General features: G+C 60.6%; 20 protein-coding genes. 11 read left to right on the top strand and 9 right to left on the bottom strand.

Going from position 1 to position 24,116, the window contains the following annotated elements; genetic code table 11:
- Positions 1-22: 22 nt before the first annotated feature.
- The 5 genes from AAE484_RS02055 to AAE484_RS02035 form a co-directional block, all read right to left on the bottom strand.
- Positions 23-1,447 carry a sugar porter family MFS transporter gene (locus AAE484_RS02055; protein ID WP_341936666.1) on the bottom strand — a complete coding sequence of 475 codons (1,425 nt, stop codon included), beginning with the start codon at positions 1,445-1,447 and terminating at the stop codon, positions 23-25.
- Positions 1,448-1,864: 417 nt separating this feature from the next.
- Positions 1,865-3,196 (bottom strand): xylose isomerase, encoded by a 1,332-nt coding sequence (gene xylA, locus AAE484_RS02050; RefSeq protein WP_341936665.1) that lies wholly within the window; start codon positions 3,194-3,196, stop codon positions 1,865-1,867.
- A gap of 66 nt (positions 3,197-3,262) precedes the next feature.
- Positions 3,263-4,762, bottom strand: a complete 1,500-nt coding sequence (locus tag AAE484_RS02045; protein ID WP_341936664.1) for a xylulokinase — start codon at positions 4,760-4,762, stop codon at positions 3,263-3,265.
- A 96-nt stretch (positions 4,763-4,858) separates the two neighbouring features.
- Positions 4,859-5,923 carry a LacI family DNA-binding transcriptional regulator gene (locus AAE484_RS02040; protein ID WP_341936663.1) on the bottom strand — a complete coding sequence of 355 codons (1,065 nt, stop codon included), beginning with the start codon at positions 5,921-5,923 and terminating at the stop codon, positions 4,859-4,861.
- Positions 5,924-6,206: 283 nt separating this feature from the next.
- Positions 6,207-8,021 (bottom strand): hypothetical protein, encoded by a 1,815-nt coding sequence (locus AAE484_RS02035; RefSeq protein ID WP_341936662.1) that lies wholly within the window; start codon positions 8,019-8,021, stop codon positions 6,207-6,209.
- 309 nt (positions 8,022-8,330) lie between these two features.
- Between AAE484_RS02035 and AAE484_RS02030 the strand changes: the two genes are divergently transcribed.
- Both AAE484_RS02030 and gshA read left to right on the top strand, forming a co-directional pair.
- A complete protein-coding gene (locus AAE484_RS02030) occupies positions 8,331-8,669 on the top strand; it encodes a hypothetical protein (RefSeq protein ID WP_341936661.1) in 339 nt (112 codons plus the stop codon).
- 59 nt (positions 8,670-8,728) lie between these two features.
- A complete protein-coding gene (gshA, locus tag AAE484_RS02025) occupies positions 8,729-10,336 on the top strand; it encodes a glutamate--cysteine ligase (protein WP_341936660.1) in 1,608 nt (535 codons plus the stop codon).
- Positions 10,337-10,393: 57 nt separating this feature from the next.
- Here gshA and AAE484_RS02020 read toward each other — a convergent pair whose 3' ends face one another.
- Positions 10,394-10,849, bottom strand: a complete 456-nt coding sequence (locus AAE484_RS02020) for a flagellar basal body-associated FliL family protein (protein ID WP_341936659.1) — start codon at positions 10,847-10,849, stop codon at positions 10,394-10,396.
- 112 nt (positions 10,850-10,961) lie between these two features.
- On the opposite strand from AAE484_RS02020, the gene AAE484_RS02015 reads away from it, so the two are divergent.
- The 3 genes from AAE484_RS02015 to AAE484_RS02005 all read left to right on the top strand — a co-directional run bounded on the left by AAE484_RS02015 (position 10,962) and on the right by AAE484_RS02005 (position 13,080).
- Positions 10,962-11,474: a disulfide bond formation protein B gene (locus tag AAE484_RS02015; protein ID WP_341936658.1), complete on the top strand. Its 513-nt coding sequence runs from the start codon at positions 10,962-10,964 to the stop codon at positions 11,472-11,474.
- Positions 11,475-11,554: 80 nt separating this feature from the next.
- A complete protein-coding gene (gene rsd, locus AAE484_RS02010) occupies positions 11,555-12,022 on the top strand; it encodes a sigma D regulator (protein WP_341936657.1) in 468 nt (155 codons plus the stop codon).
- A 50-nt stretch (positions 12,023-12,072) separates the two neighbouring features.
- Positions 12,073-13,080: a WD40 repeat domain-containing protein gene (locus AAE484_RS02005; protein ID WP_341936656.1), complete on the top strand. Its 1,008-nt coding sequence runs from the start codon at positions 12,073-12,075 to the stop codon at positions 13,078-13,080.
- 97 nt (positions 13,081-13,177) lie between these two features.
- Here the strand turns inward: AAE484_RS02005 and AAE484_RS02000 are convergent, their stop codons facing one another.
- Complete coding sequence (locus AAE484_RS02000; RefSeq protein WP_341936655.1) at positions 13,178-13,912, bottom strand: FKBP-type peptidyl-prolyl cis-trans isomerase; 735 nt, start codon at positions 13,910-13,912, stop codon at positions 13,178-13,180.
- A gap of 293 nt (positions 13,913-14,205) precedes the next feature.
- On the opposite strand from AAE484_RS02000, the gene AAE484_RS01995 reads away from it, so the two are divergent.
- On the top strand, positions 14,206-15,297 hold the full coding sequence (locus AAE484_RS01995) for a histidine kinase (RefSeq protein WP_341936654.1): 1,092 nt from the start codon (positions 14,206-14,208) through the stop codon (positions 15,295-15,297).
- Between the two features lie 131 nt (positions 15,298-15,428).
- Here the strand turns inward: AAE484_RS01995 and AAE484_RS01990 are convergent, their stop codons facing one another.
- A complete protein-coding gene (locus AAE484_RS01990; protein ID WP_341936653.1) occupies positions 15,429-15,920 on the bottom strand; it encodes a TIGR02444 family protein in 492 nt (163 codons plus the stop codon).
- 42 nt (positions 15,921-15,962) lie between these two features.
- Here AAE484_RS01990 and AAE484_RS01985 point away from each other — a divergent pair, with 42 nt between their 5' ends.
- Together AAE484_RS01985 and AAE484_RS01980 are read left to right on the top strand one after the other, a co-directional pair.
- Positions 15,963-17,849 (top strand): ATP-binding cassette domain-containing protein, encoded by a 1,887-nt coding sequence (locus AAE484_RS01985; protein WP_341936652.1) that lies wholly within the window; start codon positions 15,963-15,965, stop codon positions 17,847-17,849.
- Positions 17,850-17,901: 52 nt separating this feature from the next.
- Positions 17,902-19,401 carry a Ppx/GppA phosphatase family protein gene (locus tag AAE484_RS01980; RefSeq protein WP_341936651.1) on the top strand — a complete coding sequence of 500 codons (1,500 nt, stop codon included), beginning with the start codon at positions 17,902-17,904 and terminating at the stop codon, positions 19,399-19,401.
- A 197-nt stretch (positions 19,402-19,598) separates the two neighbouring features.
- Here AAE484_RS01980 and ppk1 read toward each other — a convergent pair whose 3' ends face one another.
- The gene (gene ppk1, locus AAE484_RS01975) at positions 19,599-21,689 is read right to left on the bottom strand and encodes a polyphosphate kinase 1 (protein ID WP_341936951.1); all 2,091 of its coding nucleotides are present in this window, start codon (positions 21,687-21,689) and stop codon (positions 19,599-19,601) included.
- A gap of 274 nt (positions 21,690-21,963) precedes the next feature.
- Here ppk1 and AAE484_RS01970 point away from each other — a divergent pair, with 274 nt between their 5' ends.
- From AAE484_RS01970 to AAE484_RS01960, 3 genes are all read left to right on the top strand, one after another.
- A complete protein-coding gene (locus tag AAE484_RS01970; RefSeq protein WP_341936650.1) occupies positions 21,964-22,524 on the top strand; it encodes an RNA polymerase sigma factor in 561 nt (186 codons plus the stop codon).
- Complete coding sequence (locus tag AAE484_RS01965; protein ID WP_341936649.1) at positions 22,521-23,579, top strand: FecR family protein; 1,059 nt, start codon at positions 22,521-22,523, stop codon at positions 23,577-23,579. The genes AAE484_RS01970 and AAE484_RS01965 overlap by 4 nt, the downstream gene beginning before the upstream one ends.
- 306 nt (positions 23,580-23,885) lie before the next feature.
- On the top strand, positions 23,886-24,116 hold a 231-nt coding region (locus AAE484_RS01960; protein ID WP_341936648.1), incomplete at its 3' end, for an NAD(P)-binding protein.

Here is a 24,116-nt window from a genome sequence, read left to right as displayed (position 1 = left end):
TCCGCCGTTGCCCGGCCCGATATCAACCCTGCATTTCCTCAAGCTCTTTGCCCTTGGTCTCGTTGACCATGGTCAACACAAAGACCACCGAGAGCACTGCGAAGAAAGCGTAAATACCGTAAGCCGCCGACAGGCCAATGCCCGCCAGCAGAATCGGGAAGGAAGCGGTGACCACAAAGTTGGCCAGCCACTGCGCCAGACCCGCTACCGCCAGACCGGAACCGCGAATCTGGTTGGGAAACATCTCGCCCAGCATGATCCACATTACCGGACCCCAGGACAGATTGAACAGGAACACATAGGCGTTGGCCGCAATCAGCGCCAGGAGCGCGGCATTGTCGGACAGATCCAGATTGCCGGACTCGACCGACACCGGAGCGCCGGCAAAGGCGTAGGCGACCAGCGCCAGACTGATGGCCATGCCCGCCGAGCCGAACCACAGCATCGGCTTGCGGCCGATCTTGTCGACAAAAAAGAAGGTGATGAAGCAGGCAGCGATGCTGATGCTGCCGGAAATCACATTGATCGCCAGGGCATCACTCTCGGTAAAGCCCGCCGCTTGCCACAGCACAGCGCCGTAGTAGAACACCACGTTGATCCCGACAAACTGCTGCAGTATCGCCAGGCCGATGCCGACCCAGACAATGGTGCGCACCCTGCTCTTGCCGCTCTTTTTTACAATCAAATCGCGGAAGCGCGGCTTGTGGTGGTCGCTGGCGAGTGATTCATTGATCTCGCGTGCTTTGTTGTCGGCAACCGCGCGGCCATACAGCCGGCCCAGAACCTTGCTGGCCTTTTCGCTCTTGCCGGCCGCCACCAGAAAGCGGGGGCTCTCGGGGATGGCCAGCAGGGCGAGAAAGAAGATGCTGGCGGGAATCAGCTCCACCCAGAACATCCAGCGCCAGGTCTCAAAGCCGCCCCAGAATTCCTGGCGCGAGCCGCCGGCGACATCGGCCAACAGGTAGTTGCTGAGAAAGGCGGCGGTCAGGCCGGTGATGATGGCAATCTGCTGAAGAGAGGTCAGCATGCCGCGAAAATGCGCGGGTGCCACCTCGCTGATGTAGGCCGGCGCCATGACGCTGGCGGCGCCCACAGCCAGCCCGCCCAGAATGCGGTAGAACACAAATTCGCCAGTAGAGCCCGCGACGCCTGAGCCCCAGGCAGAAACGATGAACATGACCGATGCGACTATCAGCAGGGTGCGGCGCCCCCATTTATCAGCCAGACCACCGGCGAAGAGAGCGCCGACGGCGCAGCCGAGCAGCATGGATGAGACACTGAAGCCGGTGCCGGCACTGTCGGAGTTGAACGCGGTCTGCAGACCGTCGACGGTGCCGTTGATCACGCCGCTGTCAAAACCGAACAGAAAACCGCCGATGGTGGCGACAATACTGATGAGCACGACGTAGGCGGTACTCCCCTGATCGGGGTGCGTTGGTGTAGTCATGGAGTTTTACCCTACTAAAGTTGGTGCCTGGCGCTGCCAGATCGTGATTGTTATCGTTGAACTGGTTGTTTCCCCATGTCGAACATCAGGTGCCCGGGCCGTGTCAGGTTCGGCCCTTGCGCCTGCGGCGCCCGCCGCGATTTTTTGGATGCGGTCTGAGCGCCGTGATCAAGAGCCGCTAGCTTATCAGGGCCGTGCCCGATACTCCAGATCATTGACGCTCAGGCGGCCTGCGCTTCAAAAAAGGTGGGCGGAGCCCACCCTACAAGGATCCTGCCCGTAGGGTGGGCTCCGCCCACCGACCCGAATATTGTCCGTTCCGATAGTGTCGCAAAAAAATGGGCGGAGTCCACCCCACAAGGAACCTGCCTTGTAGGGTGGGCTCCGCCCACCGGATCGAACGTCGACCGTTACGTCTTAACGGATGTAACGGTTGATGATGTTCTCGTACAGCTCCTGCTGGCCACTGATCTGCTTGGGCTCGCCACCGGCGTTGCCCAGCTCGGCCAGTTGCTCCAGAGTCATTTTGCCCTGTTCGAAATCGGCACCTTTGCCGCCGTCGAAGGAGGCGTAACGCTCTTTGCGCATTTTCTCCAGGGGTGAGTTCTGGATCAGGTCGTCGGCAATCAGCAGTGAGCGCGCGAACACATCCATACCACCGATGTGGCCGTGGAAGGTGTCGTTCAGGTCGGTGGAGTTGCGACGACGCTTGGCGTCGAAGTTGACGCCGCCGCCCTGGAAGCCGCCGTGACGCAGTACGACCAGCAACATTTCAACGGTTTCGTTGATGTTGTAGGGGAACTGGTCGGTGTCCCAGCTGTTCTGGTAGTCGCCGCGGTTGGCGTCGATGCTGCCCAGCATGCCGGCGTTGGCCGCGACCTGCATCTCGTGGTCCATGGTGTGCTGGGCCAGAGTGGCGTGGTTGGTTTCGATGTTCAGTTTGAAGTCTTTGTCCAGGCCGTGATGACGCAGGAAGCCGATGACGGTTTCGCTGTCGAAGTCGTACTGGTGCTTGGTGGGCTCCATGGGCTTGGGCTCGATCAGGAAGTTGCCCTTGAAGCCGTTCTTGCGGCCGTAGTCGCGCGCCATGGTCAGGAAGCGGGCCAGGTGCTCCTGCTCGCGACCGATGTCGCTGTTGAGCAGGCTCATGTAGCCTTCGCGGCCGCCCCAGAACACATAGTTCTCACCGCCCAGCTCGATGGTCGCATCGATGGCGTCCTTCAACTGCGCGCCGGCGTAGGCCACTACGTCGAAATCCGGGTTGGTGGAAGCGCCGTTCATGAAGCGCGGGTTGGTGAACAGGTTGGCGGTGCCCCACAGGAGCTTGACGCCGGAGTCTTTCTGCTTCTCCTTGGCGTACTCGACCATCTTCTTGACGCGCTCCTGGGTTTCCGCGCGGCTGTCGCCTTCTTCGGTCAGGTCGACATCGTGGAAGCTGTAGTAGGGCACGCCCAGCTTGGTGATGAACTCAAACGCGGCGTCCATCTTCTGGTAGGAGCGCTTCATGACATCGCTGGAATCGTTCCAGGGAAACACGAAGGGGCCGGGGCCGAAGGGATCGTTGCCCGCACCGTTGAAGGTGTGCCAATAGCAGACTGCGAAGCGCAGGTGCTCTTTCATGGTCTTACCGGCCACGACCTTGTTCTCGTCGTACCATTTGAAGGCCAGGGGGTTGTCGGACTCGGGGCCTTCGTACTGAATTTTGTCGACGCCCTTGAAATACTCTCTATCGCCTAGTGTGATGCTCATGATGTAACCCTTGTGTTGCGTTTGTTTAAAAGTGATGGTGACTGTTGTTGAAATCAGTTGTCGGGATCAGCCGGCCTGGGCGAGGCGACGTTCCACCGCTTCGCGCCACTCGGCGTAAAATTCCTGATACTGGTTTTGCAGAGCCGGTTCCGGCTCCAGAATCGCTTTGCGCTTGAGGGTGCGGAATACATCCTCGCGGCTGCTGTAAAAGTCGCAGCCCCAGGCCGCCGCGCGCGCTACGCCTACGGCACTGTCGGTATCGTAGAGTTCCAGCGGCGCCTGGGTCAGGTTGACAAAGGCGCTGCTGAAAATCGGGCTCAGGAACATGTTGCTGTGCCCGGCCCGCACGACGCGGGTTTCGGCTCCCAGGCCCTTGATCAGATCAAAGCCCAGGTTCATGGCGTAGGCCACGCCTTCCTGAGTGGCGCGGGCCACATGATTCAGGCCGTGGCGGTTCAGATCCAGGCCGTCCATCTGGGCCGAGAGCAGGCGGTTGCGCATGATGCGCTCGGCACCATTACCAAAAGGATAGACCTTCAGGCCGTCGCTGCCAGGTTGGACCTGCTCGCCCAGTTCGTTCAGCTTGGGGTAGGAGACGTCGCCGCCGGCGCTCAGTACGCCGCGCAGCCAGCTGTTCATGCGCCCGGCACCGTTGATGCAGGCCAGCAGGCCGCGATGCACGGGGGCGTCGCCCTTGTTGACGTGCAGAAAGGTGTTGATGCGCTGATCCGGGTCGGCAATGTTCTTGTCGGTGACGGCGTAGACCACGCCCGAGGTGCCGGCGGTGGTGGCGACATCGCCCGGCTCCAGCACGTTCAGGCTCATGGCGTTGGCCACCTGATCGCCGGCGCGGAAGGCCAGCTTGGCGCCGGCCTTGATGCCCAGCTCTTTGGCGGCGTGATCATTGACCTCGCCCTGAACACCCAGGTTGGGTACCTGATCGGACAGCAGCGCCGGGTCGATGTGCCAGTGCTTGAGCAGCTTGTCGGACGCCTTGTTCTCGGAGAAGTCCCAGAAGACTCCCTCCGACAGGCCAGAGGCCGTCGTGGTGAACTCACCGGTCAGTTTGTAGGCGATGTAGTCGCCCGGCAGCATGATCTTGTGGATGCGGTCGTACACTTCCGGCTCGTTTTCCTGCACCCAACGCAGCTTGGCGGCGGTGAAGTTGCCGGGGGAGTTGAGCAGGTGCTCCATACACCAGTCACTGCCCAGGGCGTCAAAGGCTTTCTCGCCGGTGTCCACGGCGCGGCTGTCGCACCAGATGATGGAGGGGCGCAGTACTTCGCCGTCTTTATCCACCGCGACCAGGCCGTGCATCTGGTAGGAGATGCCGATGGCGCCGATTTTGTCTTTGAGCTGGGGCTGCTTCTGCCACATTTCCTCACAGCCCTTGCGGATGGCGTCCCACCAGGCTTCCGGCGACTGCTCGGCCCAGCCGGAGCGGGGGGCGTCGATGGCCATTTCATTGGGTGGATAGGTGGCGTTGGCGACGCGCTCGCCACTATCGCCATCGATGACGGCCAACTTGACCGAAGAGCTGCCGATGTCCAGTCCTAAAAAATGCATAGTGCTTAACCTTGGTTTTTTGTTGGGTTTGAGCCGCCTGCGGCCCATCTTATAGTTTGTGTGACTAACAGTAAATCCGTATGTCCATGTGAGGGCTCAGACCGTCTGCTCGGTGGGCTGACCCCGTCGGTTGTCGGGTTCCCCGGCACGGGGTGGGGCGGTGGAATCCCGGACAATCAACCGGTGCTCCACAATCTCCGGCGCCTCGCCGATGTCGTGGCCCTCAATGGCGCTGATCAACCGGCGCATGGTGCGCTCCCCGATCTCTTCGGTGGGCTGCACCACCGTGGTCAGGGGCGGGTCCATGATGGCCGCATAGCGGGTGTCATCGAAACCGACCACGGAGATGTCGTCCGGAACGCGCAGTCCCCGGCGCTTGACCTCAAAGATGGCCGCCATCGCCATTTCGTCGTTGGCGCAGAAAATGGCGGTGGGCGCCTCCGGCAGGCTGAGCAACTGGCGGGTGGCCCGGCGTGCACCCTCGATGGTCTGGTCGCCGTTGACCACCCACCCGGAATGTTCGCCCCGGGGGCTGGCCTTCATGGCATCGCGGTAGCCGCGCTCCCGGTCCCGGGTCAGGAGCGAGCCGCGCGAGCCGGCAATAAAGCCGATGCGTTGGTGCCCGAGCTGAAGCAGGTACTGGGTGGCCTCGCTCGCCGCGCGCCGGTTGTCGACCCGTACGCTGGGAATATGCGCCATCTCGTCGGTGACGTTCTCGCAACCGAGCACGATGGGGGTACGCCGTGCCTGGTTGGAGTAGTGACTGCTGCTGGTGCTGGAAATGGGCGAGGGGCTGGCGAGCACAATGATGCCGTCGGCCTCTTTGGACATGACCATTTTGCAGTAGTCATCCAGCTCGGGCTGGCTGCTGGCGGTTTCCCGGATCAGGATCGAGTAGCCGGTTTCCCGGGCAACCCCGTTGATACCGCGCATCACGCCCTCCCAGAAGGGCAGTCCAACGGATTGGAGCACCACCAGCACCAGCCCGGTTTTGCCCCGGCGGAAGTTGCGGGCCAGGGCATTGGGGGCGTAGCCAGTCTCATCAATGGCGGACTGAACCGCCGCCAGGGTCTTGGGTTTGACCTGGTCCGGGCTGTTCAGGCACCGGGATACCGTCGAGATGGATACCCCGGCCAATTTGGCCACTTGCTTGATCGACACGGTTGCGCTCCGTAAACACTGTGCCCCTGGTTACCATCGACGGAATGCCGGCCGTTATGAAAACGTTGTCATTCTGTCTTATGGTCGTAAAGACACTGAATGAGGCAGATTATGAACCCGTTTTCAGGTGGTTGGCAAGCGTTTGAGTGAAAAAAATAGAAACGTTTTCATTTGGGCGAGAGTGAAAGGTCGGCTCTGACGTCAGTGAAAGGGAAGGAGAAGAGGGAGGGAAGAGCGAAAAAGGGTAGCTCCGGGCCCGTTACAGGCCCGGAGCTGACGAGTACTAGTTCAGCGTGCCGGTAAAGGTGCTGGTGCCGGAGCAGTACGGATCGGTTTCGCCGTCCATCGTGAAGCTCCAGGCGCTGGAGCCGGACATGCTCATCGACCCGGCGCCATCGGCCGTGACGGTGGCTTCCAGACTGGTTTCCGTGGTGCCGCCATCCTCCGGGTAGCTGCCGGTCCAGACCAGGCTGGAGCCGGACAGGCTGCCGCTGTAATTGTGGCCGCCTTCGTCGGTGACTTCCAGATCGGTACCGGTCTGGACAACGACAAAGTTCTCGATACGGTCGTCTTCGCATTCGACCACGTCAGTGGAATCATTGATATCGAAGGTCCAGGTGCCGCTGATATCCAGCGTGGTGTCGCCGCCGCTACCACTGTCTCCACTGGTGCCCACTTCCACGCCGGTGGGGCCGACCCGCGTAAACGCTTCCGGCTCTTCGTCGGGGGCATTGGTCCCAAACACCAGGGTGTTACTGTCGGCGTCAAAGGTCAGGGTTTCCTGGATGTCCCCGCCGTCGGGGCCGCAGCCGGTTTCCCCGGCCGGCAGGTCGGGACAGGGGTGGGAGAAACCACTGTCGCCATTGGTGTCGGTGACCACCGTCCAGGTGACGGCGTTGGTTTCGGCATCAATGCTGTAGGTGCCGCGCTCGATCCCGGCTGACAGGGATTGGGGGTCGGTATCTTCTTCCAGGTAAGCGAACATGCCATCGGCAAAAAGGTGCAGCATGAGGAACTCGTCGGCATCTTCCATAAACCAGGTGCCCACCCGGCCGTCGGTGTCGCTGTAAAGACGGGTAAACTCAATGACCTCGGCGCCATCGCCCTCGGCGTCGCAGCCCTCGCCTACGCCCGTGTCGGCTCCCAACAATAGCTTGTCGTCACCCAGGCTGTTGCCGCTCACCAGATCCAGGGTGAACTGGTTGTCTTCCTCTGATTCACAGGTGCCGCCGGCAAAGCCGATTTCCCCGCTGTAGTCACGCACGTTGTCCAGCGTGATCTGCCCGTTGCTGATGTTCCACCCAATATCGCCGACTTCGAAGCCATCCATTTCAGGCCAGTCTTCGTCATTGAAGAGGGCAAATCGGCCATCACTCATCAGTGTCAGTACGATCACAAACTGTTCTTCAACATCCGCCGCCGAGGTGTCGACGTAATACCAGCTGCCGATGGCCCGGGCGCGGACCTCATTCAGCGAGGTCTGCAGGTGGGCGCGCGCGTCCTCGGCGGAAACCAGGCTGGTGTTGCTGCTGCCGGAATTGGCCACCAGCTCCGCGACCTGATCATCGAAATCGTCGGCCGAGAAGTCCACCGCGGTGGCCACGTCGGCCGCGCCCCCGGCGATATCGATACCATTGCTGGCATCGCCGTCAAAATCCAGGCTCTGCAGCAGGCGGGCGATATTGGTGGCCACCACATCATTGGGATCGTCCGTCCCGGCAATGGTCAGCGGTGTGACCAGGCCGCGGGCGGTGGTCGAGGGCAGGTTCAGGTCGCCAATAGAGAAGGTGACCGTGTCGCCGGGCTCGAAGGTAAAGCGGCCCTGGGCATCCGTGGTGCCGGTAATGCCGCTGGGCTCGTTGGTGAAGGTGATCCCGGCGACAGCGCTATCGACAAAAGTGCCGGTGCGGCTGCCCGAGGTGGGCTCCTCTTCGTCGCTGTTGTCACCGGTGTCGTCGTCAGTGTTGTCATCATCGGTGGTGTCGCCACCACCGTCGTTATTGGTCGGAGGGGTCGAACCATCGCCACCACCGCCGCCACAGGCGGCCAGGCTCATCAGGGCGAGGGTTACCAGCAGGGTTCGAAGCAATACAAGCATGATCTGGCTCCAGATTGTTAGTAGGTCGTTACCGAATCCCGGTCCTTAAATTCAGTTCCCTGTGGGCAGTCAGTTCCCTGTCGGCACCGGTGGAGCGGAACAGCGGCTCCAGGCAAGGAGATGTCGTTGAATTCCCCACAAAATGTTAGACCAACGGCTGAGCCGGCACATACCCCATTTGGGTTAGGGGCGACGAGAGGTGGTATTTGCCCGACCAGCGGTTTCTCAAAACCCCTTGCACTCGCCGCGCTAACACTGAACAATTCGCGTTTTGGTGGCGCACGTTGCGTGACGATGGCAAGGTGATCAATGACAGAACTCTATATTCTTCAGAATCAGGAAGGACTGTTTTTGGGAAAGCAGAAAGATTGGCTGGATGGCCGCGACCGGGGGGCACTGTACAAGACGCCCCACCGGGACGAGGCGGTCAATCTGAAGGTGGAAGTGAGCGCAAAAGACTTTGAACAGCGTATTACTATCCATTCGTGTCAGACCGATGAGCGCGGGCTGCCCGTGATCGGTGCGGATGCGGTATCATCCGGACCTGTAGCGTCAAAAGCGGCGGAGGTGGAGTCATCGGCTGAAGAGTCGCCCTCAGCTGACGCCCCGGCATCAACAACCGACGACTTGCCCCCGAGCGAGTCCTGATCGCGGTTGCCGCGCCTCAATCGCCGGTTGCCAGCGCCCCGTTGTAAAGGAGCAGAAATTTGTCCCGCCCCCATCGCTATCGCCAACACCTCGCCCATTTCTCGAAGGCGGGGAATCCGCTGCTCAAGGGGATCCTTCGCGGGGTTGAGAAAGAGAGTCTGCGGGTGAGTCCGGACGGGGGGCTGTCGCAGACCGAGCACCCGAGGGCGCTGGGCTCGGCCATGACCCATCCGCACATCACCACCGACTACAGTGAAGCGCTGCTGGAATTCATCACCGAGCCGTTCAACCGGGTGAGTGACCTGCTGCGCCAGCTGGATGATGTCCACCGCTATACCTACAGCGTGCTGGGCGAAGAGCGGCTCTGGCCCGCCAGTATGCCCTGTTCGCTCAAGGGTGATGAGGGCATTCCAGTGGCCCGCTACGGCTCCTCCAACAGCGGCCTGATGAAAACCGTGTATCGGCGGGGCCTGGGGCATCGCTATGGGCGCACCATGCAGACCATTGCCGGAGTGCATTACAACTTTTCCCTGCCCGATGATTTCTGGCGCGACCTGCAGCGGCAGGAGGGCGATGAGCAGTTATTGCAGGACTACAAAACCCAGCGGTATTTTGATCTTATCCGCAACTTCCGCCGCTACTCCTGGCTTCTGATTTATCTGTTCGGCGCGGCGCCGGCGGTCTGTCGCTCCTTTGTGCGCGGCAAAAAACACAGCCTGCAGCCCTTCGGTGACGACGAGCACAGCCTCTATGCGCCCCATGCCACCTCCCTGCGCATGGGCGACCTGGGCTACCAGAGCGATGCCCAGCAGCAGATGACCATCTGTTACAACGACCTGTCCACCTACCTGCAGACCCTGTGTGAGGCCATTACCCGCCCGCACCCGGCCTATCAGGCGATTGGCGTCAAAGACAGCGAGGGTCGCTACCAGCAGCTGAATACCAGCCTGCTGCAGATCGAAAACGAGTTCTACAGCAGCGTCCGTCCCAAGCGCACCACCCAGCGCGGCGAAACCGCTCTCCAGGCACTGCGGCTGCGAGGTGTGGAGTATGTGGAGGTGCGCTGCGTCGACCTCAATCCCTACGAGCCGCTGGGCATCAGCGCCGAGCAGATCCACTTTCTGGATGCCTTCCTGCTCTACTGCCTGCTGGCGGACAGCCCACGCGCGAACGACCTGGAGTATCGCAATATTCAGGAGAATCAGTCGCGCATCGTCTACCGGGGCCGGGAGCCGGGTCTGACGCTGCAACGCGGAGAGGAGGAGGTCGCCATGGCTGACTGGGCCGGCGAGCTGCTGGCGGGAATGGAAGAGTGTGCGGGCCTGCTCGATCAGTGCCAAGGCGATGGCCATTTTCGTCGGGCGGTGGCCGATCAGCGGGAAAAGGTGACACGGCCGGAGCTGACCCCTTCAGCGAGAATACTGGAGGAGATGCAGCGCGAGGGCAAAACCTTCTTCGGGCACGCCATGGCGCTGGCGGAGGAGCATCGCAACGTCTTTGCCCGGCGGCCGCTGGAGCCGGCACTGAAGAGCCACTTCGAGCAGTTGGCCGAAGCGTCACTGGCGGATCAGCGCGCACTGGAAGCGGCCGACCGGCTCAGTTTTGAGGACTATCTGGAGCGCTACTACCGCCAGTATGAAAAGTGCGAGTGTCAGGGGGCCGTCTGACCTACCTCGCGGCGGACCCCGGTTGGCAGGGCTTGTCAGCGCTGGACGACAAAGCCCTTAGCGCTGGACGACAAAGTTGTTGAATAACAGATCGCGCGCGATATCCTCACGACCTTCCTCTTGGGCCAGCCGCTGGTTGATTTCTTCCAGCGCCAGCTGGCGCAGTGCTTCGCGCCCCTGCTGAGAGTTGACCTCCTCCTCACTCTGACGGCTGAACAGCATTACCATCGTATGCCGGATCAGCGGCATGTGGTGACGGATGACCGAGGCATCGCTGCGCTGCCCGATGCGGATGATGATCTCCGCTCTGAGGTACTTCAGCCGGCCCGGGCCGCCGTAGTTCACCACCAGAGGCTGGGCCAGAGGGATGTACAGTTCGTCCTCGACATCCTCCGCCTGGGCCCGGGCGTCGACGTTGGCGAGGAGCAGCGCCAGTGCCAGCAGCCAGACCGCCGTCAGGGGCAGGGGGTGGCGGAATAAATGACCGGCGCGGGAAAGGGCAGGGTGCTGCATGACAGTGGCCACCTTATCTTGTGAGTGCTTCGTCAAAATCGGACGCTGGCAGTAGCGCCCCATGGGGGTTATTGCGTACCATTGTAGCCGATAAATACTTTGAGAATAGACTATGCCAGTGACCACCCGTTCCACCAACCTGTTGATTGTCCTTGCCGTCGCGGCCATGATGGCGGTCGCTCTCTATATGGAGCACGCCATGGGCCTGGAGCCCTGCCCGCTCTGCGTGGGGCAGCGGGTGTTCGTGATTCTGGTGGGGGTCTGGGCGCTGATGGCCTGGATGCACAACCCGGGCGCCATCGGTCGCCGCGTGTATGCCGGTCTCGGAATACTCTCGGCCATTGCCGGCGGCGCGGTGTCGAGCCGCCAGCTCTGGATGCAGAGCCTGCCTGAAGATCAGATTCCCTCCTGCGGCCCCAGTTTCGAATTTATTCTGGACACAGCGCCCTTTCTTGAGGCGTTGCGGGTTATGCTGATGGGCGATGGCAACTGCGCCGAAGTGGTCTGGTCGCTGTTCGGTATCAGCATCCCGGGCTGGACCCTGATCGGGTTTGTGGTGCTGGCGGTGGTCAATGTCTACCAGTTTGTGAGGCGCCCGCCCCAGAGTCGTGGTTGGGCCCGTTGATTTGAAGTAGAAATCTGAATGCAGTGTGACGCCCGCTGGCCGTCCCTGAGTTTGTGAGTGGTATTTGTAAGGAACCCGAAATGTTAGAAAACTGTAAAGATGCAAAAGAGCGTTGGGGCGGGGTCAGCACCCTGGTGGATCAGTGGCTGGAAGCGCGTCGCAAAATGCTCGTGCAGTTCTGCGATCTGAGTGCGCTGAAACGCCCCGAGGCCGACGACCAGGTGCGCGGCGGCAAACTGCGCCGATTGTGTGAAACTCTGGTGGACTATGTTTCGGCCGGTCACTTTGAAGTGTATGACCAGCTGATCAAAGAGGGGCGCGAGTTTGGTGATAAGGCGGCCCTGGCGGAAGCGAGTCGTCTGTTCAAAATCATCGACCAAACCACTCAAGAAGTTCTGGATTTCAACGATAAGTATTTAGAGACTGACGATCTGGAGGCACTGGAGCCCGATCTGTCGCGCCTTGGAGAAACACTGGAGATCCGCTTCAGTGCCGAAGACCGGATGATCGAAGTGTTGCACACCGCACACAAAGACCTGGTTACCTGAAGCCCGGGATTACCTGAAGCCCGGGAGCCTGAAAGCCTGAGAGACACGCCATGCCCAAGTCACCCGCCCGGCCCCGGCGTCAAGGGCTGATACTACTGGTCTGTACGGGATTGCTGGCGGGAGCGCTATCGGGGTGCGATCGCCCCGCCAAACCCGAGAGCAGCCTGGAGGTGGCGGCACGCAGCGTGCAGACAGGCGCGCTGTCCCGGGACGGAAACTGGGCGCTCGTCGGTTCGAGCTATCATGGGGGCAGCTTGTGGCAACTGGACGAGCGCGAGCGCCTTTACGACTGGAACCACAAACAGGACAGTTACACCCTGATTACCTCGGCCAGCTTCTCCACCGATGGCCGCCGTGCCCTCACGACCGATGAGCGCACCCTGGTGCTGTGGAATACCGACACCGGCGAGGCCGAGCAATACTGGAGCAGCCCCTCGGAAATTCTCACCAGCAGCCTCGGACCGGACGGACGTGTGGCCCTGCTCGGTCTGGGAGATTACCGCGCGTCGCTCTACAACGTCGGCGGTGGCGGCATCATTCGCAACTTCCATCACAGTGACCGGGTGTCGACCGTCGCGCTCAGTGGCGATGGCCGCTATGCGGTGAGTGGCTCCGACGCTGGCACGGCCACCCTGTGGAATGCCGAGACGGGCGAGCCGGTTGCCAGTGAGCAGCACGATGCGCCGGTGCAGCTGGTCAGGCTGAGCTCGGATGGCGAGCTGGTGCTCTCCTCGGGGCGTTACGAGAAGGCCAGACTCTGGACGCGCGAGGGAGTGGTGTGGGAGTTGCCTCTGCCAGAGGAGCGGGTCAAGCGGGGTTTGCGGATCATCAGCGCCCGCTTCAGCGACGATGGGGCCTACCTGCTCACCGGGATGCCCAACGGTCGGGTATTCTTGTGGGACATCGACAACCGCCGTCTCGTCTACCGCTGGCAATTGCCCAAGCGAAAAGCCTGGCATCCCACGGCGGTGTCGGTGATCGATGTGGCCTTTACCGAGGATCCCGACCGATACCGGGCACTCAGCTCCGAGGGTTTTGTGCACGACCTGACGTACTGACTCGTCAGGGGCCCACAAAACAAAAACCCACAAAAAAGGCCGCTTCCGGGAGCGGCCTTTTTTGTGGTGGGGCGTAAGCCCCCCTTTTGCACGGGTGTTACTCTTCTTCGGCCGGGGCTTCTTCCGGCTCGGCCACTTCCAGCAGCTCGACTTCGAAAATCAGCGCCGAATTGGGCGGAATCGGGCCGTTGCCGCCGGGGCCATAGGCCAGGTTGGCGGGAATGTACAGCTCGTACTTGGAGCCCGGTGACATCAGCTGAAGCGCTTCGGTCCAGCCGGCAATCACGCTGTTCAGTGCGAAGGTCGCGGGCTGATCGCGCTCATAGGAGCTGTCGAACTCGGTGCCGTCCAGCAACCGGCCGCGGTAGTGCACGGTGACAGTATCGTCGGCGTCGGGCTTGGCCCCTTCACCTTCTTCCAGCACTTTGTACTGCAGGCCGGATTCGGTTTCGGTCACGCCTTCCTCTTCGATGTTTTCGGCAAAGAAGGCTTCGGCCGCTTCGCGGTTGGCTTCGCCCTGTTGTTCGGTCTCGGCTTCACGGCGGGCCATTTCCTGTTCCTGGAAGGTCTGCATCACTTCCTGCATTTCCTCTTCGCTCAGGCGTGGCTCAACCCCGTCGCGCTTGTCGCGCAGCGCCTGGGCAAAGGCTTCCGGCTCAATCGATACGCCGCCCTGCTCAAGGTTCTCGGCCAGGTTGGTACCGAAAACGTAGTTGACCTTCTGTTCCAGGGTTTCCAGCTTCGCCGGTTGCTCTTCTTCGGCCTGGTTGCAGCCAATCAGTACCGCAGTGGAAGCCATGAGTCCCAGCAGTAGTAGTGAATTGCGTTTCATGTTGTGCACCTTCTTTTATATTGGAGAGTGTCATTTGGTTGGCAATAAGAGCGCCCAATAGTAACTCAACTTGCTGCTCTGTGTACGCTTTTCGCGGGTTTTTGCCGCCCCAAGGGTCATTCTTGGTCAGTTGCGGGCCGGCAAGGTTCCCTTAAGAGGCAATTTGAGGGCTATTTTGGTTGGATTTGGCGTAAATTGCCGTGCGGTCATACACATTTTTGTTTGACACTACTACAATAGCGAAAAGCATTGTTGCTGGTTTCGTTCACTCCCAATTGCACAGGAATTTCACTATGGCCGCCAGAAAAAAAGCAACTGTCAGCGTGACCGACCTGGAGAAACAGGTCGAGAAGGTTCAGGCGCAGCTGGACAAAGCCCGCGCGCAAAAACTCACTCAGGCTGAAAAGGCCGAGAGCAAAGCCAAAAAGGCGCTGGATGGTGCCAAGAGCAAGCTCAAAACATTGCGCGCCCGCAAGGTGGCGGCCGGCAAGGTAAAGAACAAAACCGCCGCTACCCGGAGCCGTCAGAACAAAGCGGCTGAGGCAGTGACCAAACAGCAGCAGGTGGTAGACGCCGCCCAGCAGGCCTGGCAAGAAGCCAAGCAGGCCCTGACCGAGGCCAAGGCCGAGAAAACCCAGGCCGACAAGCTCGCGCGCGAAATCAACAAGGCCACCAAGGCGGTGGAAAAGAAGTTGAAGAAAAAAGCCGCGAGCAAGAAAAGCACGGCGCGCAAGAAATCCGCCAGCAAAAAAACCACCACCAAAAAAGCGGCGGCAAAAAAGCCGGCCGCCAAGAAAAAAGTCGTCAGCAAAAAGGCCGCTACCAAGAAAGTAGCCAGTAAGGCCGGCGCAACCGCCAAGAAAACCACCGCCAAAAAGGCCCCGAGCAAGAAGAAGGCGGCCAGCAAGACCACCGCCACGGCCAAGAAGGCTTCTACCAAGAAGGCCTCTGCTAAAGCCTCTACCAAGAAGGCCTCTACGAAGAAAACTTCGGCCACGAAAACAACCGCGAAGAAAACCACGGCGAAGAAAAGCTCCAGCAAAGCGGGCCAGAAGAAAGCCCCGGTGAGCAAAACGGCGCCCAAGCCTCCGGCCCAGCCCGCACCGCCGAAGTCGCCGGCGCAGCCGACACCCAGCGCCCCTCCGGCCAAGCCCGCCGAGCCCGAACCGCTCTCACCGGCGGTGGATCGCGATCCGGAAGCGCCCCCGGTGTCCGATAAGCCCGCCGATCCGGTTCGGCCCGATCCGCGCGAGCCCAAGCCGGGGCATCGCGGTACCGAGCTGATTGAGCCTTCGGACAAGCCCAAAGCGGAGCCGGTACCTGATCGTCCGTCTTCCGGTAGTCTGTTCGACCGGGATTTTCACGACAGTGATGACAAGTTCTAGATAACCCGGTTAATTGAACCAACCACCATTAAAAAGGGCCCGGAATTCCGGGCCCTTTTTTGTTGTGGGTTACTTCTTGTTGTGGGTCACTTCGATCGTGTGGTCGTTGGTTCCCGGGAGGACGGGATGTGTCAGCGCCGCATCAGAATGTGCCGTGCCTCCTGCTCCACTTCTTCGGGTAGTGCCAACATGCGGGCGTAGACAGCCAGGTTGGCGCCCCGGGCCACGGGTCTGGGCCCGGCACTGGCCAGCCAGGTGCTCGCCAGTTTTTCCAGTTTGGCCTGGACGGCCTGTTCGGCCTGCAGCTCGGCGGCCTTGATCGCCTTGCGGCTGGCTTCGACCGCCGGAATCGCGGTGCCGTAGTGGCGTTTGATGTGCTGGCGCATGCGCCGCAGGGGCAGGACGATCTCGGTTTTCCAGGGGGCGATGTGCGCCTGGGCCAGATGCAGGCGGGTTTCATTGAGGGCCAGCCCCTCGCGCTCGAGCCAGCAGAGCCAGAGCAGGATGTTGACGTCCGCTCCCCACTGGTCCTGAAGCGACAGGCACAGCTCCTCGACTCCGGGCTGTCGATACAGCCAGAGGGCAAAGTCCCAGAGGTTTGATTTCAGTATGGCCAGGTTCATGTTTCCCTCATCCCATCGCCCGTAACTGGTAGAATACTCGGCATGATCCAATTACAGCAAGTTTCCCTTCAGCGCGGGACCCAGTTTCTGCTGGAGTACGCCGACCTCACCCTCTTCCCGGGCCAGAAAGCCGGCCTGATCGGGCCCAATGGCAGTGGTAAAACCAGCCTGTTCAAACTGCTACTGGGGCAGTTGAGCTGCGACACCGGTCAGTGGGATATTCCCAAACAGTGGCGCGTCTCGCATATGGCGCAGGAGGTGGAAACCCTCGAGTGCAGTGCGCTCGACCATGTGCTGGATGGCGATATCGAGTTGCGGCGCCTGGAGGCGGCCATCGACCGCTCCCAGCACGACGGCGAGGCCCTGGCCCGACTCTATGGCGAGATGGAAAACATCCAGGCCTATTCCGCCCCGGCCCGTGCCCAGCAGTTGCTCAATGGTCTGGGCTTTGCCCCGGGGGACGATGTCCGGCCGGTGTCCGACTTCTCCGGTGGCTGGCGCATCCGGCTCAATCTCGCCCAGGCACTGATGCGCCCGTCCGATCTGTTGTTGTTGGACGAACCCACCAACCACCTGGATCTGGATGCCACCCTCTGGCTGGAGCAGTGGCTGCAGCGCTACCCGGGAACGCTGATCATCATCTCCCACGACCGGGACTTTCTCGACAATGTCGTGGACCGGATTGTCGCCATCGATAATGGCAAGCTCAACCTTTACATCGGCAACTACTCCGCCTATGAGCACCAGCGGGCGGAGCATCTGGCGCAGCAGGAGGCCGCGCACAAGAAACAGCAGGAGCAACTGGCCCATATGGAAGCCTACGTCCGTCGCTTTCGCGCCCAGGCCAACAAGGCGCGGCAGGCACAGAGTCGACTCAAGGCCATGGAGCGGATGGAGAAGATCGCCCCGGCCCATGTCGATTCGCCGTTTACGTTCCGCTTTGCCCCGGCGGGCAAAATGTCGAGCCCGTTGATCAACCTGAGCCAGGCGGATATCGGCTATGGCGACAGCCCGATCCTCTCCCAGGTCAACCTGGGCATCCTGCCCGAAACCCGCATCGGCCTGCTGGGCCCCAACGGCGCGGGCAAATCCAGCCTGATCAAAACCCTGGCGGGCGATCTGCAGCTGATGCGCGGCGACTGTCACGTGGGCGAGAACTTCAAACTGGGTTACTTTGCCCAGCACCAGCTGGACGCGCTGGACCTGAAAGCCTCGGCGGCACAGCACATTCTGCGCATGTCGCCGGAGACGCGCGAGCAGGAGGTACGCAACTTTCTGGGCGGGTTCGATTTTCAGGGGGACCGGGCATTCGAGCCGATCACCCATTTCTCCGGGGGCGAAAAGGCGCGGCTGGCGCTGGCCATCATCGTCTGGCAGAAACCCAACGTCCTGTTGCTGGACGAACCCACCAACCACTTGGACCTGGAGATGCGCCAGGCCTTGACGGTGGCCATGCAGGAATTTGAAGGCGCCGTCATTCTGGTGTCACACGATCGTCACCTGCTGCGCAATACCGTGGATCAGTTTCTGCTGGTGGCCGATGGCCGGGTGGCCGACTTTGACGGCGATCTGGACGACTACTACCGCTGGCTGCTCCAGCGCCGGCTGGACGACAATGCCGAGGAGAAAGCGGCCGCGCCCGCCCCCAAAGAAGACAAAAAGGCGCTGCGCCAGGAGGCGGCCGCCCGGCGCCAACAGCGCAAACCCTTGAGAGACAAGTTGAAAAAGCTGGAACGGGACATGGAGCGCCTGACGCGCGAGCTGGGTGAGCTGGAAAACAAAATGGCCGACCCCGACCTCTATGACGAGGCCAACAAGCAGGAGCTGCAGAAACTGCTAAGATCTCAGGGAGAGTGCCAGAGCCAGCTGGAGGAATGCGAAGAGCAGTGGCTGGAACTCACCGAGGAGCTTGAACTGGCGGGTGGTTAACAAACGGCCACCGCCGATGCCGTCAATCGCCATAGCGGAAAAGGTGCTACGAATGTTCAATCTGTCCCGTCTGTTTTCATCGCGTGCCAGTCACATCGCCGCGATTGACCTGGGGTCCAACAGCTTTCACCTGATCATTGCCCGCTGGGACAACGACACCCTGACGCTGCTCGACCGGTTGCGCGACCCGGTGCGCCTGGGCTGGGGGCTGCAGGAAGACGGTACCCTGGACGATGAAGCACGCGATCGCGCCCTGGCCTGCCTGGAGCGGTTTGGCGAGCGGCTGCGCGACTACCCCTCCCGCAGTGTCCGTATTGTCGGTACCAAAACCCTTCGCAGCATCAACGATTCACGCGACTTTCTCGCTGAAGCCCAGAAGCGGTTGGGGCACCCGGTCGAGGTGATCTCGGGGGAGGAAGAGGCGCGGCTGGTCTATCTGGGCGTGGCCCACTGCATTGCCCCGGGCGAGGGGCGGCGCATGGTGGTGGACATTGGTGGCGGCAGTACCGAGGTCATTCTGGGGCAGGGCATGGCGCCTCTGCTCAAGGAGAGTCTGAGCATGGGCTGCGTCGCGTTGACCAAGCGGTTTTTCCTCGACGGCAAGGTCACCGACAAGCTGGTGAAAAAAGCGCGCATTGCCTGCCAGCAGGAAATCGCTCCGGTCAGTGATGCCTTTCTCGAGCGCGGCTGGGAGGAGGTGCTGGGCGCCTCGGGCACCATCAAGGCGGTCGCCAAGGTCTGCGAACAGAACGGCTGGACCGACGGCAGCATTACCGCCGAGGGCCTGGAAAAAATCATCAAACAGTATCGCGACAAGGGTGATCTGACCCTGAATCTGAAAGGCCTGTCCAGCGATCGGGAGCCGGTGTTTCTCGGCGGTGTGATCGTCCTGTCCGCGCTCTTTGAGAGCCTACAGATCGAACGCATGCAGGCCGCCGACTGGGCCCTGCGCGAGGGGCTGCTGTACGACCTGAAAGGCCGACTCGAAAACCGCGACATCCGTCAGGAGAGCGTGGACGCACTGGCCAAACGTTTTCATGTCAATCTCACCAAATCCGCGAACGTGGAAAAGACCGCGCTCTTGCTGCTCGATCAGGTGGCCGATGACTGGGGGCTGGACGCGGCCGAAGCGGGCAAGTTGTTGAGCTGGGCCACGCGGCTCTACCCGGTGGGACTGGATATTACCCACAGCGACTACCACAAACACAGCGCCTATATTGTCGAGAACGTGGATCTGGCCGGCTGTTCGCGCATGGAGCAGTCCCAGCTGTCGGCGTTGGTGCTGGCCCACCGAAAGCGCTTCCCCACCAAAAAGTTTCCCATGGACAACACCGATCTGGTGCGGCTGGCGATACTGTTGCGTCTGGCAGTCATTTTCAATCGCGCCCAGAAGAAAAGCGGCACACCCCCGGCGCGGCTGAAAGTTCATAAGCAGACGTTGGATCTGTTTGTGCAGCCCGACTGGCTCGAGGCCAATCCGCTGACGCTCGCCGATCTGGAAATTGAAGGGAATTATCTTCAGGATCTTGGGTACGAGCTGATTCTCGAGTGAGCGGTGGGCGGAGCCCAGCCTACTTCCTGGTGGGCAGAGCCCACCCTACATCCACATTGCCCCCACCCCGTAGGGTGGGCTCCGCCCACCGACCCAATCACCGCACCGACCGTTCCCGTAGGGTGGGCTCCGCCCACCAATTGACCGTCATTGTGCGCCGAACCGGTAGGGTGGGCTCCGCCCACCATCGCCCACCATCAACTGGTGGTCAACTGCCGCGCCGCCCACCGATCCAACAATATCGCCTGTGAATCCACCGCCTCTTCCCCGCCCTGGGGCTGAAGGTGCTGATAGCTGCCATCGGCTTGCAGAATCCAGGCGTGAGTGTTGTCCTGCAGATAGACGTCCAGATCCTCGATGATCCGATCGCGAATCTTCCTGTGCTTGATCGGAAAGCAGGTCTCCACCCGGTGGAACATGTTGCGGATCATCCAGTCGGCGCTGGAGCAGTAGACGTCGGGGTCCCCGTCGTTCTCAAAATAGAACACGCGGCTGTGCTCCAGCAGGCGACCGACAATCGAGCGCACTTCAATGGTATCGGACAGTCCCTCCATGCCGGGGCGCAGCTGACAGATGCCGCGCACAATCAGGTTGATCTTGACCCCGGCCCGGGCGGCGGCGTAGAGCTCGTTGGTCAACTCCTCTTCGTACAGGGAGTTCATCTTGGCAATGATGCGCGCGGGCTTGCCCTGCTCGGCGTTCTCTTTCTCCGCGCGAATGCGTCGCACCATGCCCTTGTGCAGGGTAAAGGGCGCGTACAGGAGGCTGTCCATTTTGGAGGCCTTGCCCAGGCTGCTCAGCTGCAGAAACACCCGGTACACATCCTCTCCCAACGTCTTGTCGCTGGTCATCAGGCCGTAGTCGGTGTAGAGCATGGTGGTTTTCGGGTGATAGTTACCGGTGCCCAGGTGCACGTAGTAGCGCAGCTTGCTTTCCTCGCGGCGGGCAACCAGGAGCATCTTGGCGTGGGTTTTAAAGCCCACCACCCCGTAAATCACATGGATGCCGTAGCGCTGCAGGCGTTCGGCCAGTGCCACATTCTGTTCTTCATCGAAGCGTGCCCGCAGCTCGACGATGGCGGTCACCTCCTTGCCGGCCTTGGCGGCGGCCACCAGGGCATCGACCACGGGTGAATTGGACCCGGCGCGATACAGCGTCTGCTTGATGGCCAGAACATTCGGGTCGATGGCCGCTTCCCGCAAAAAATCGACCACGGCATTGAAGGAGTCGAAGGGATGGTGGAGCAGAATGTCCTGTTTTTTCAACGCGGCGAAATAACTGTTGGTGCGTTTGGGCAGCTTGGGCATGGCCTGGATAAAGGGCGGGAAGTAAAACCGGCTGTCCTTGATCAGGTCGAACAGGTCGGACAGGCGGTTGATATTGACCGGGCCTTTGATCCGGTAAACGTCGCGCTGCTTGAGCTCGCAGCGCTCGACCAGAAAGTCCTCCAGATCCTTCGGGCAGGTGTCGGCCACTTCCAGGCGCACTTCGTCGCCGTACTGGCGATACACCAGCTCGCCCTGAACCGCGCGCAACAGGTCCTCGGTTTCCTCTTCGTCCAGAAAGATGTCCGAGTTGCGGGTCAGGCGAAACTGGTAGCTGTCGATGACCGTCATGCCGACGAAAAGCTCGGCCATGAAGTAGTGGATGATGGACGAAATGAAGACAAAAGCGCGACCTTCACCGGCCACCTCCGGGGGCAGCTCCGTCATGTGGTTGAGCGAGCGCGGCACCTGGACGATCGCCCGGCCGGAGTTGCGGCCGAAGGCGTCTTTGCCGTCCAGCTTGACGATGAAGTTCAGGCTTTTGTTCAGAATGCGCGGAAACGGGTGCGCCGGGTCCAGCCCGATGGGGCTCAACAGCGGCAGAACGTCGGATTCAAAATACTCGCGCAGGTAGGCAGTCTGGGCCTCGTTCCATTCATCCCGGCGCAGAATGCGTATCTGATGGTCGGCCAGCAGGGGCAGCAGCTGATCATTGAGAATACGATACTGTTCATCCACCAGATCGTGGGCCCGCCCGGACACCTCCGCGAGGGTCTCCTCCTGGCTGAGCCCGTCCGGTCCCGAGGGGCTGGAGGCGTTCAATTCCAGCATTTCGACCAGGCCACCGACCCGAACTTCGAAGAATTCGTCGAGATTTGTCGAGAAAATGCAGACAAATCGCAGCCGTTCCATCAAAGGCAGCGAATGGTCGCAGGCCTGGTAGAGGACCCGTTTGTGGAATTCGAGCAGGCTGAGCTCACGATTGAAAAAGGCGTTGGACACCCTGTACCCCTGTTGTGTCATAGACAAAAAGCTCACCTTATTGCAGAAATGTGACAATCGTAAGTCAGGCGCCAAAGTCGGTCCGGGGAATCGCGCTATCGCCCACAGGACCTTGGGGGTGCCCGCAATCCATTATAACAGCTACTCAATCGCCCCATCGGGGGGTAAACTCGATGAAAAGACGTTCGGGAACAGAGCGGTGGCGGATTTTCCGGTCTCAGTCGTCCTTACAGACAAGGCCCCGGATTCGTTTGGCCGGGGCGGGCGTGAGTTGATCTAAGGCGCAAGAACAAGTATGACAAATAAAGACAATTTGGAGAACGCCTACCTCTCCATCCGGAAGGGGTTGATGCGGGCCGTTTCCCGGCTGGTGCCCCCGAAGGAGATTGAGGACATCGTCCAGGAGACCTACGTGCGGATCTGTGCGGTGAAAAATACCGAGCAGATCCGCAATCCGCATTCGTTTCTCTACAGGACGGCTCGTAACCTGGCTCTCGACCACCTAAAGCGTGCCGAGACTCGGGTGGGCGTGAGTATGGAGGACGAGGGCGTCAATCCGGACTGGGCGACCGAGGATCAGGATCAGGTCTATGAACAGGCATCGGCCGAGCGGGAATTTGAACACTTTTGCGAAGCGGTCCGGCACCTACCACTTCAATGTCGGCGGGCGTTCGTATTGAAAAAGGTCTACGGGTATTCACAGAGAGAGATCGCTCTTGATCTGGGCATCAGTGAAAACACGGTCGAGAAGCACATCGCCCGGGGCATGAACCGGTGTCGGCAGTATATGAAACAGGCTCCCACGGGAGTGAGCCGGAATCCGGGCTCAAGTGAGAGTCAAGGAATCAAGCAATGAGCAATATTTATCAGTTCCAGACCGAAGACCAGATGTACGAGGATGCCAGCCTCTGGGTGGCTCGTCTCGATCGTGGTCTGTCCGGGGAAGAAACCGAGACCTTGCGCCGCTGGCTGGATCAGAACGCCCATCACCGCGAATGCCTGCTGGAAATGGCTGATCTGTGGGACCGGATGGACAGCCTGGCGGTACTCTCTGAGCTGTTTGATCCACCGGCACGGTCGAGTCACCACAAGCGGTTCGGCCTGGGGGCCGCCACCGCCGTGGCCGCATCGGTGCTGTTCTTGGTGGCCGCCTTCGGCCTGTTCACGCCACTCTCACCCTGGAACGACACGCAAGAGACTCCCGGGGTCGCGACGGTCGCCCAGGAGAATACCGTCTACGAAACCGGTATCGGGGCGCACTCGACGGTGAACCTGCCGGATGGCACCCGCCTGCTGCTCAATACCAACACGCTGGTCTCGGTCACCTATTCGGCGGACGAGCGCTTGCTGGAGCTGAGCCGGGGCGAGCTGCACGTCGAAGTTGACCACGATCCGGAACGTCCGCTTCGGGTCAAGGCCGGCGGCAAACTGGTCGAGGCGGTGGGGACAGCCTTTAACGTTTATCTGATGGACGACGACGATGTCGATGTGATCGTCACCGAGGGTGTGGTTCACGTGAAATCCGCCCTGGAAGATGCCCTTGACGAGCCGGTCCAGGAACTAAAAAAGGGACAGAAGCTCTCCATCCGGGCGCTGCAGCCCAAACAGGTCGATTCGGTCGATGAAGCCCAGATTGAAGACCGACTGTCCTGGCGTGATGGCAATCTGGTATTCAGGGGAGAAACCCTGCAGGAGGCACTGTCGGAAGTCAGTCGCTACACCACCCTAGACTTCGAAGTCGCCGATCCGGCAATCGCCCAGGTACGCATCGCCGGCCTATATAAGGCGGGTGATGTGGATGGCCTGCTTCTCGCTTTGCGTGAAAACTTCAATATTCACCACCACCGTACTGGTGACGGAACGGTCGTTTTGTCTGCACGCAAGTCGGGAAAATCGCCCAATGGCGGTTAACGTTACGGGATTAATACCGGATATCACAGCCATCGTCGCGAGTTTGATGACATCTTTTCGGAAAAGTAGGCAGCGACCGACAACCATGGAACCGTGCAACCGTTGATCAAGCAGTATCGACTGGACTGTCGCTCTATTGTCAGCGCACTGGAGAGTGCGGAAAACCCCGCCTGGTTCGTCATAGAACAGGAGATCTATCCGGGAAGGATGGATCCGATGACGTCGGTTAAAACCTCAATCAAAGATTTGCGAGCCGGTTTGTCAGAATAACAAGCGTTGCAATAATAACCAGAGTGAGAAGTACCCATGGCAGATAATCATTACGATGCAATCGTGGTTGGCTCCGGCATCAGTGGTGGCTGGGCCGCCAAAGAGCTGACCGAAAAAGGCTTGACCGTGCTCCTGTTGGAGCGCGGGCGGAACATCGAGCACATCAAGGACTACAAAAACGCACACAAGGAAGCCTGGGACTACCCCCATCGGGACAAACCGACCCAGGAAATGAAAGAAAAGTACCCGGTGCTCAAGCGCGACTAC

It is taken from the genome of Marinimicrobium sp. C2-29, assembly GCF_038419845.1.
GTDB lineage: Bacteria > Pseudomonadota > Gammaproteobacteria > Pseudomonadales > Cellvibrionaceae > Marinimicrobium.
Note: the sequence above shows the minus strand (reverse complement) of the source record. Positions and strands in the feature narration are given on the sequence as shown.

Bases quoted from the DNA above. Each gene is read 5' to 3' on its own strand.
- rsd (WP_341936657.1), top strand. From the start codon at position 11,555: ATGTTAGAAAACTGTAAAGATGCAAAAGAGCGTTGGGGCGGGGTCAGC.
- AAE484_RS02030 (WP_341936661.1), top strand. From the start codon at position 8,331: ATGACAGAACTCTATATTCTTCAGAATCAGGAAGGACTGTTTTTGGGA.
- AAE484_RS02015 (WP_341936658.1), top strand. From the start codon at position 10,962: ATGCCAGTGACCACCCGTTCCACCAACCTGTTGATTGTCCTTGCCGTC.
- AAE484_RS01980 (WP_341936651.1), top strand. From the start codon at position 17,902: ATGTTCAATCTGTCCCGTCTGTTTTCATCGCGTGCCAGTCACATCGCC.
- AAE484_RS02000 (WP_341936655.1), bottom strand. From the start codon at position 13,912: ATGAAACGCAATTCACTACTACTGCTGGGACTCATGGCTTCCACTGCG.
- ppk1 (WP_341936951.1), bottom strand. From the start codon at position 21,689: ATGACACAACAGGGGTACAGGGTGTCCAACGCCTTTTTCAATCGTGAG.
- AAE484_RS01990 (WP_341936653.1), bottom strand. From the start codon at position 15,920: ATGAACCTGGCCATACTGAAATCAAACCTCTGGGACTTTGCCCTCTGG.
- AAE484_RS02020 (WP_341936659.1), bottom strand. From the start codon at position 10,849: ATGCAGCACCCTGCCCTTTCCCGCGCCGGTCATTTATTCCGCCACCCC.
- AAE484_RS01985 (WP_341936652.1), top strand. From the start codon at position 15,963: ATGATCCAATTACAGCAAGTTTCCCTTCAGCGCGGGACCCAGTTTCTG.
- xylA (WP_341936665.1), bottom strand. From the start codon at position 3,196: ATGAGCATCACACTAGGCGATAGAGAGTATTTCAAGGGCGTCGACAAA.
- AAE484_RS01995 (WP_341936654.1), top strand. From the start codon at position 14,206: ATGGCCGCCAGAAAAAAAGCAACTGTCAGCGTGACCGACCTGGAGAAA.
- AAE484_RS01970 (WP_341936650.1), top strand. From the start codon at position 21,964: ATGACAAATAAAGACAATTTGGAGAACGCCTACCTCTCCATCCGGAAG.
- AAE484_RS02005 (WP_341936656.1), top strand. From the start codon at position 12,073: ATGCCCAAGTCACCCGCCCGGCCCCGGCGTCAAGGGCTGATACTACTG.
- AAE484_RS02055 (WP_341936666.1), bottom strand. From the start codon at position 1,447: ATGACTACACCAACGCACCCCGATCAGGGGAGTACCGCCTACGTCGTG.
- AAE484_RS01965 (WP_341936649.1), top strand. From the start codon at position 22,521: ATGAGCAATATTTATCAGTTCCAGACCGAAGACCAGATGTACGAGGAT.
- AAE484_RS02035 (WP_341936662.1), bottom strand. From the start codon at position 8,021: ATGCTTGTATTGCTTCGAACCCTGCTGGTAACCCTCGCCCTGATGAGC.
- AAE484_RS02045 (WP_341936664.1), bottom strand. From the start codon at position 4,762: ATGCATTTTTTAGGACTGGACATCGGCAGCTCTTCGGTCAAGTTGGCC.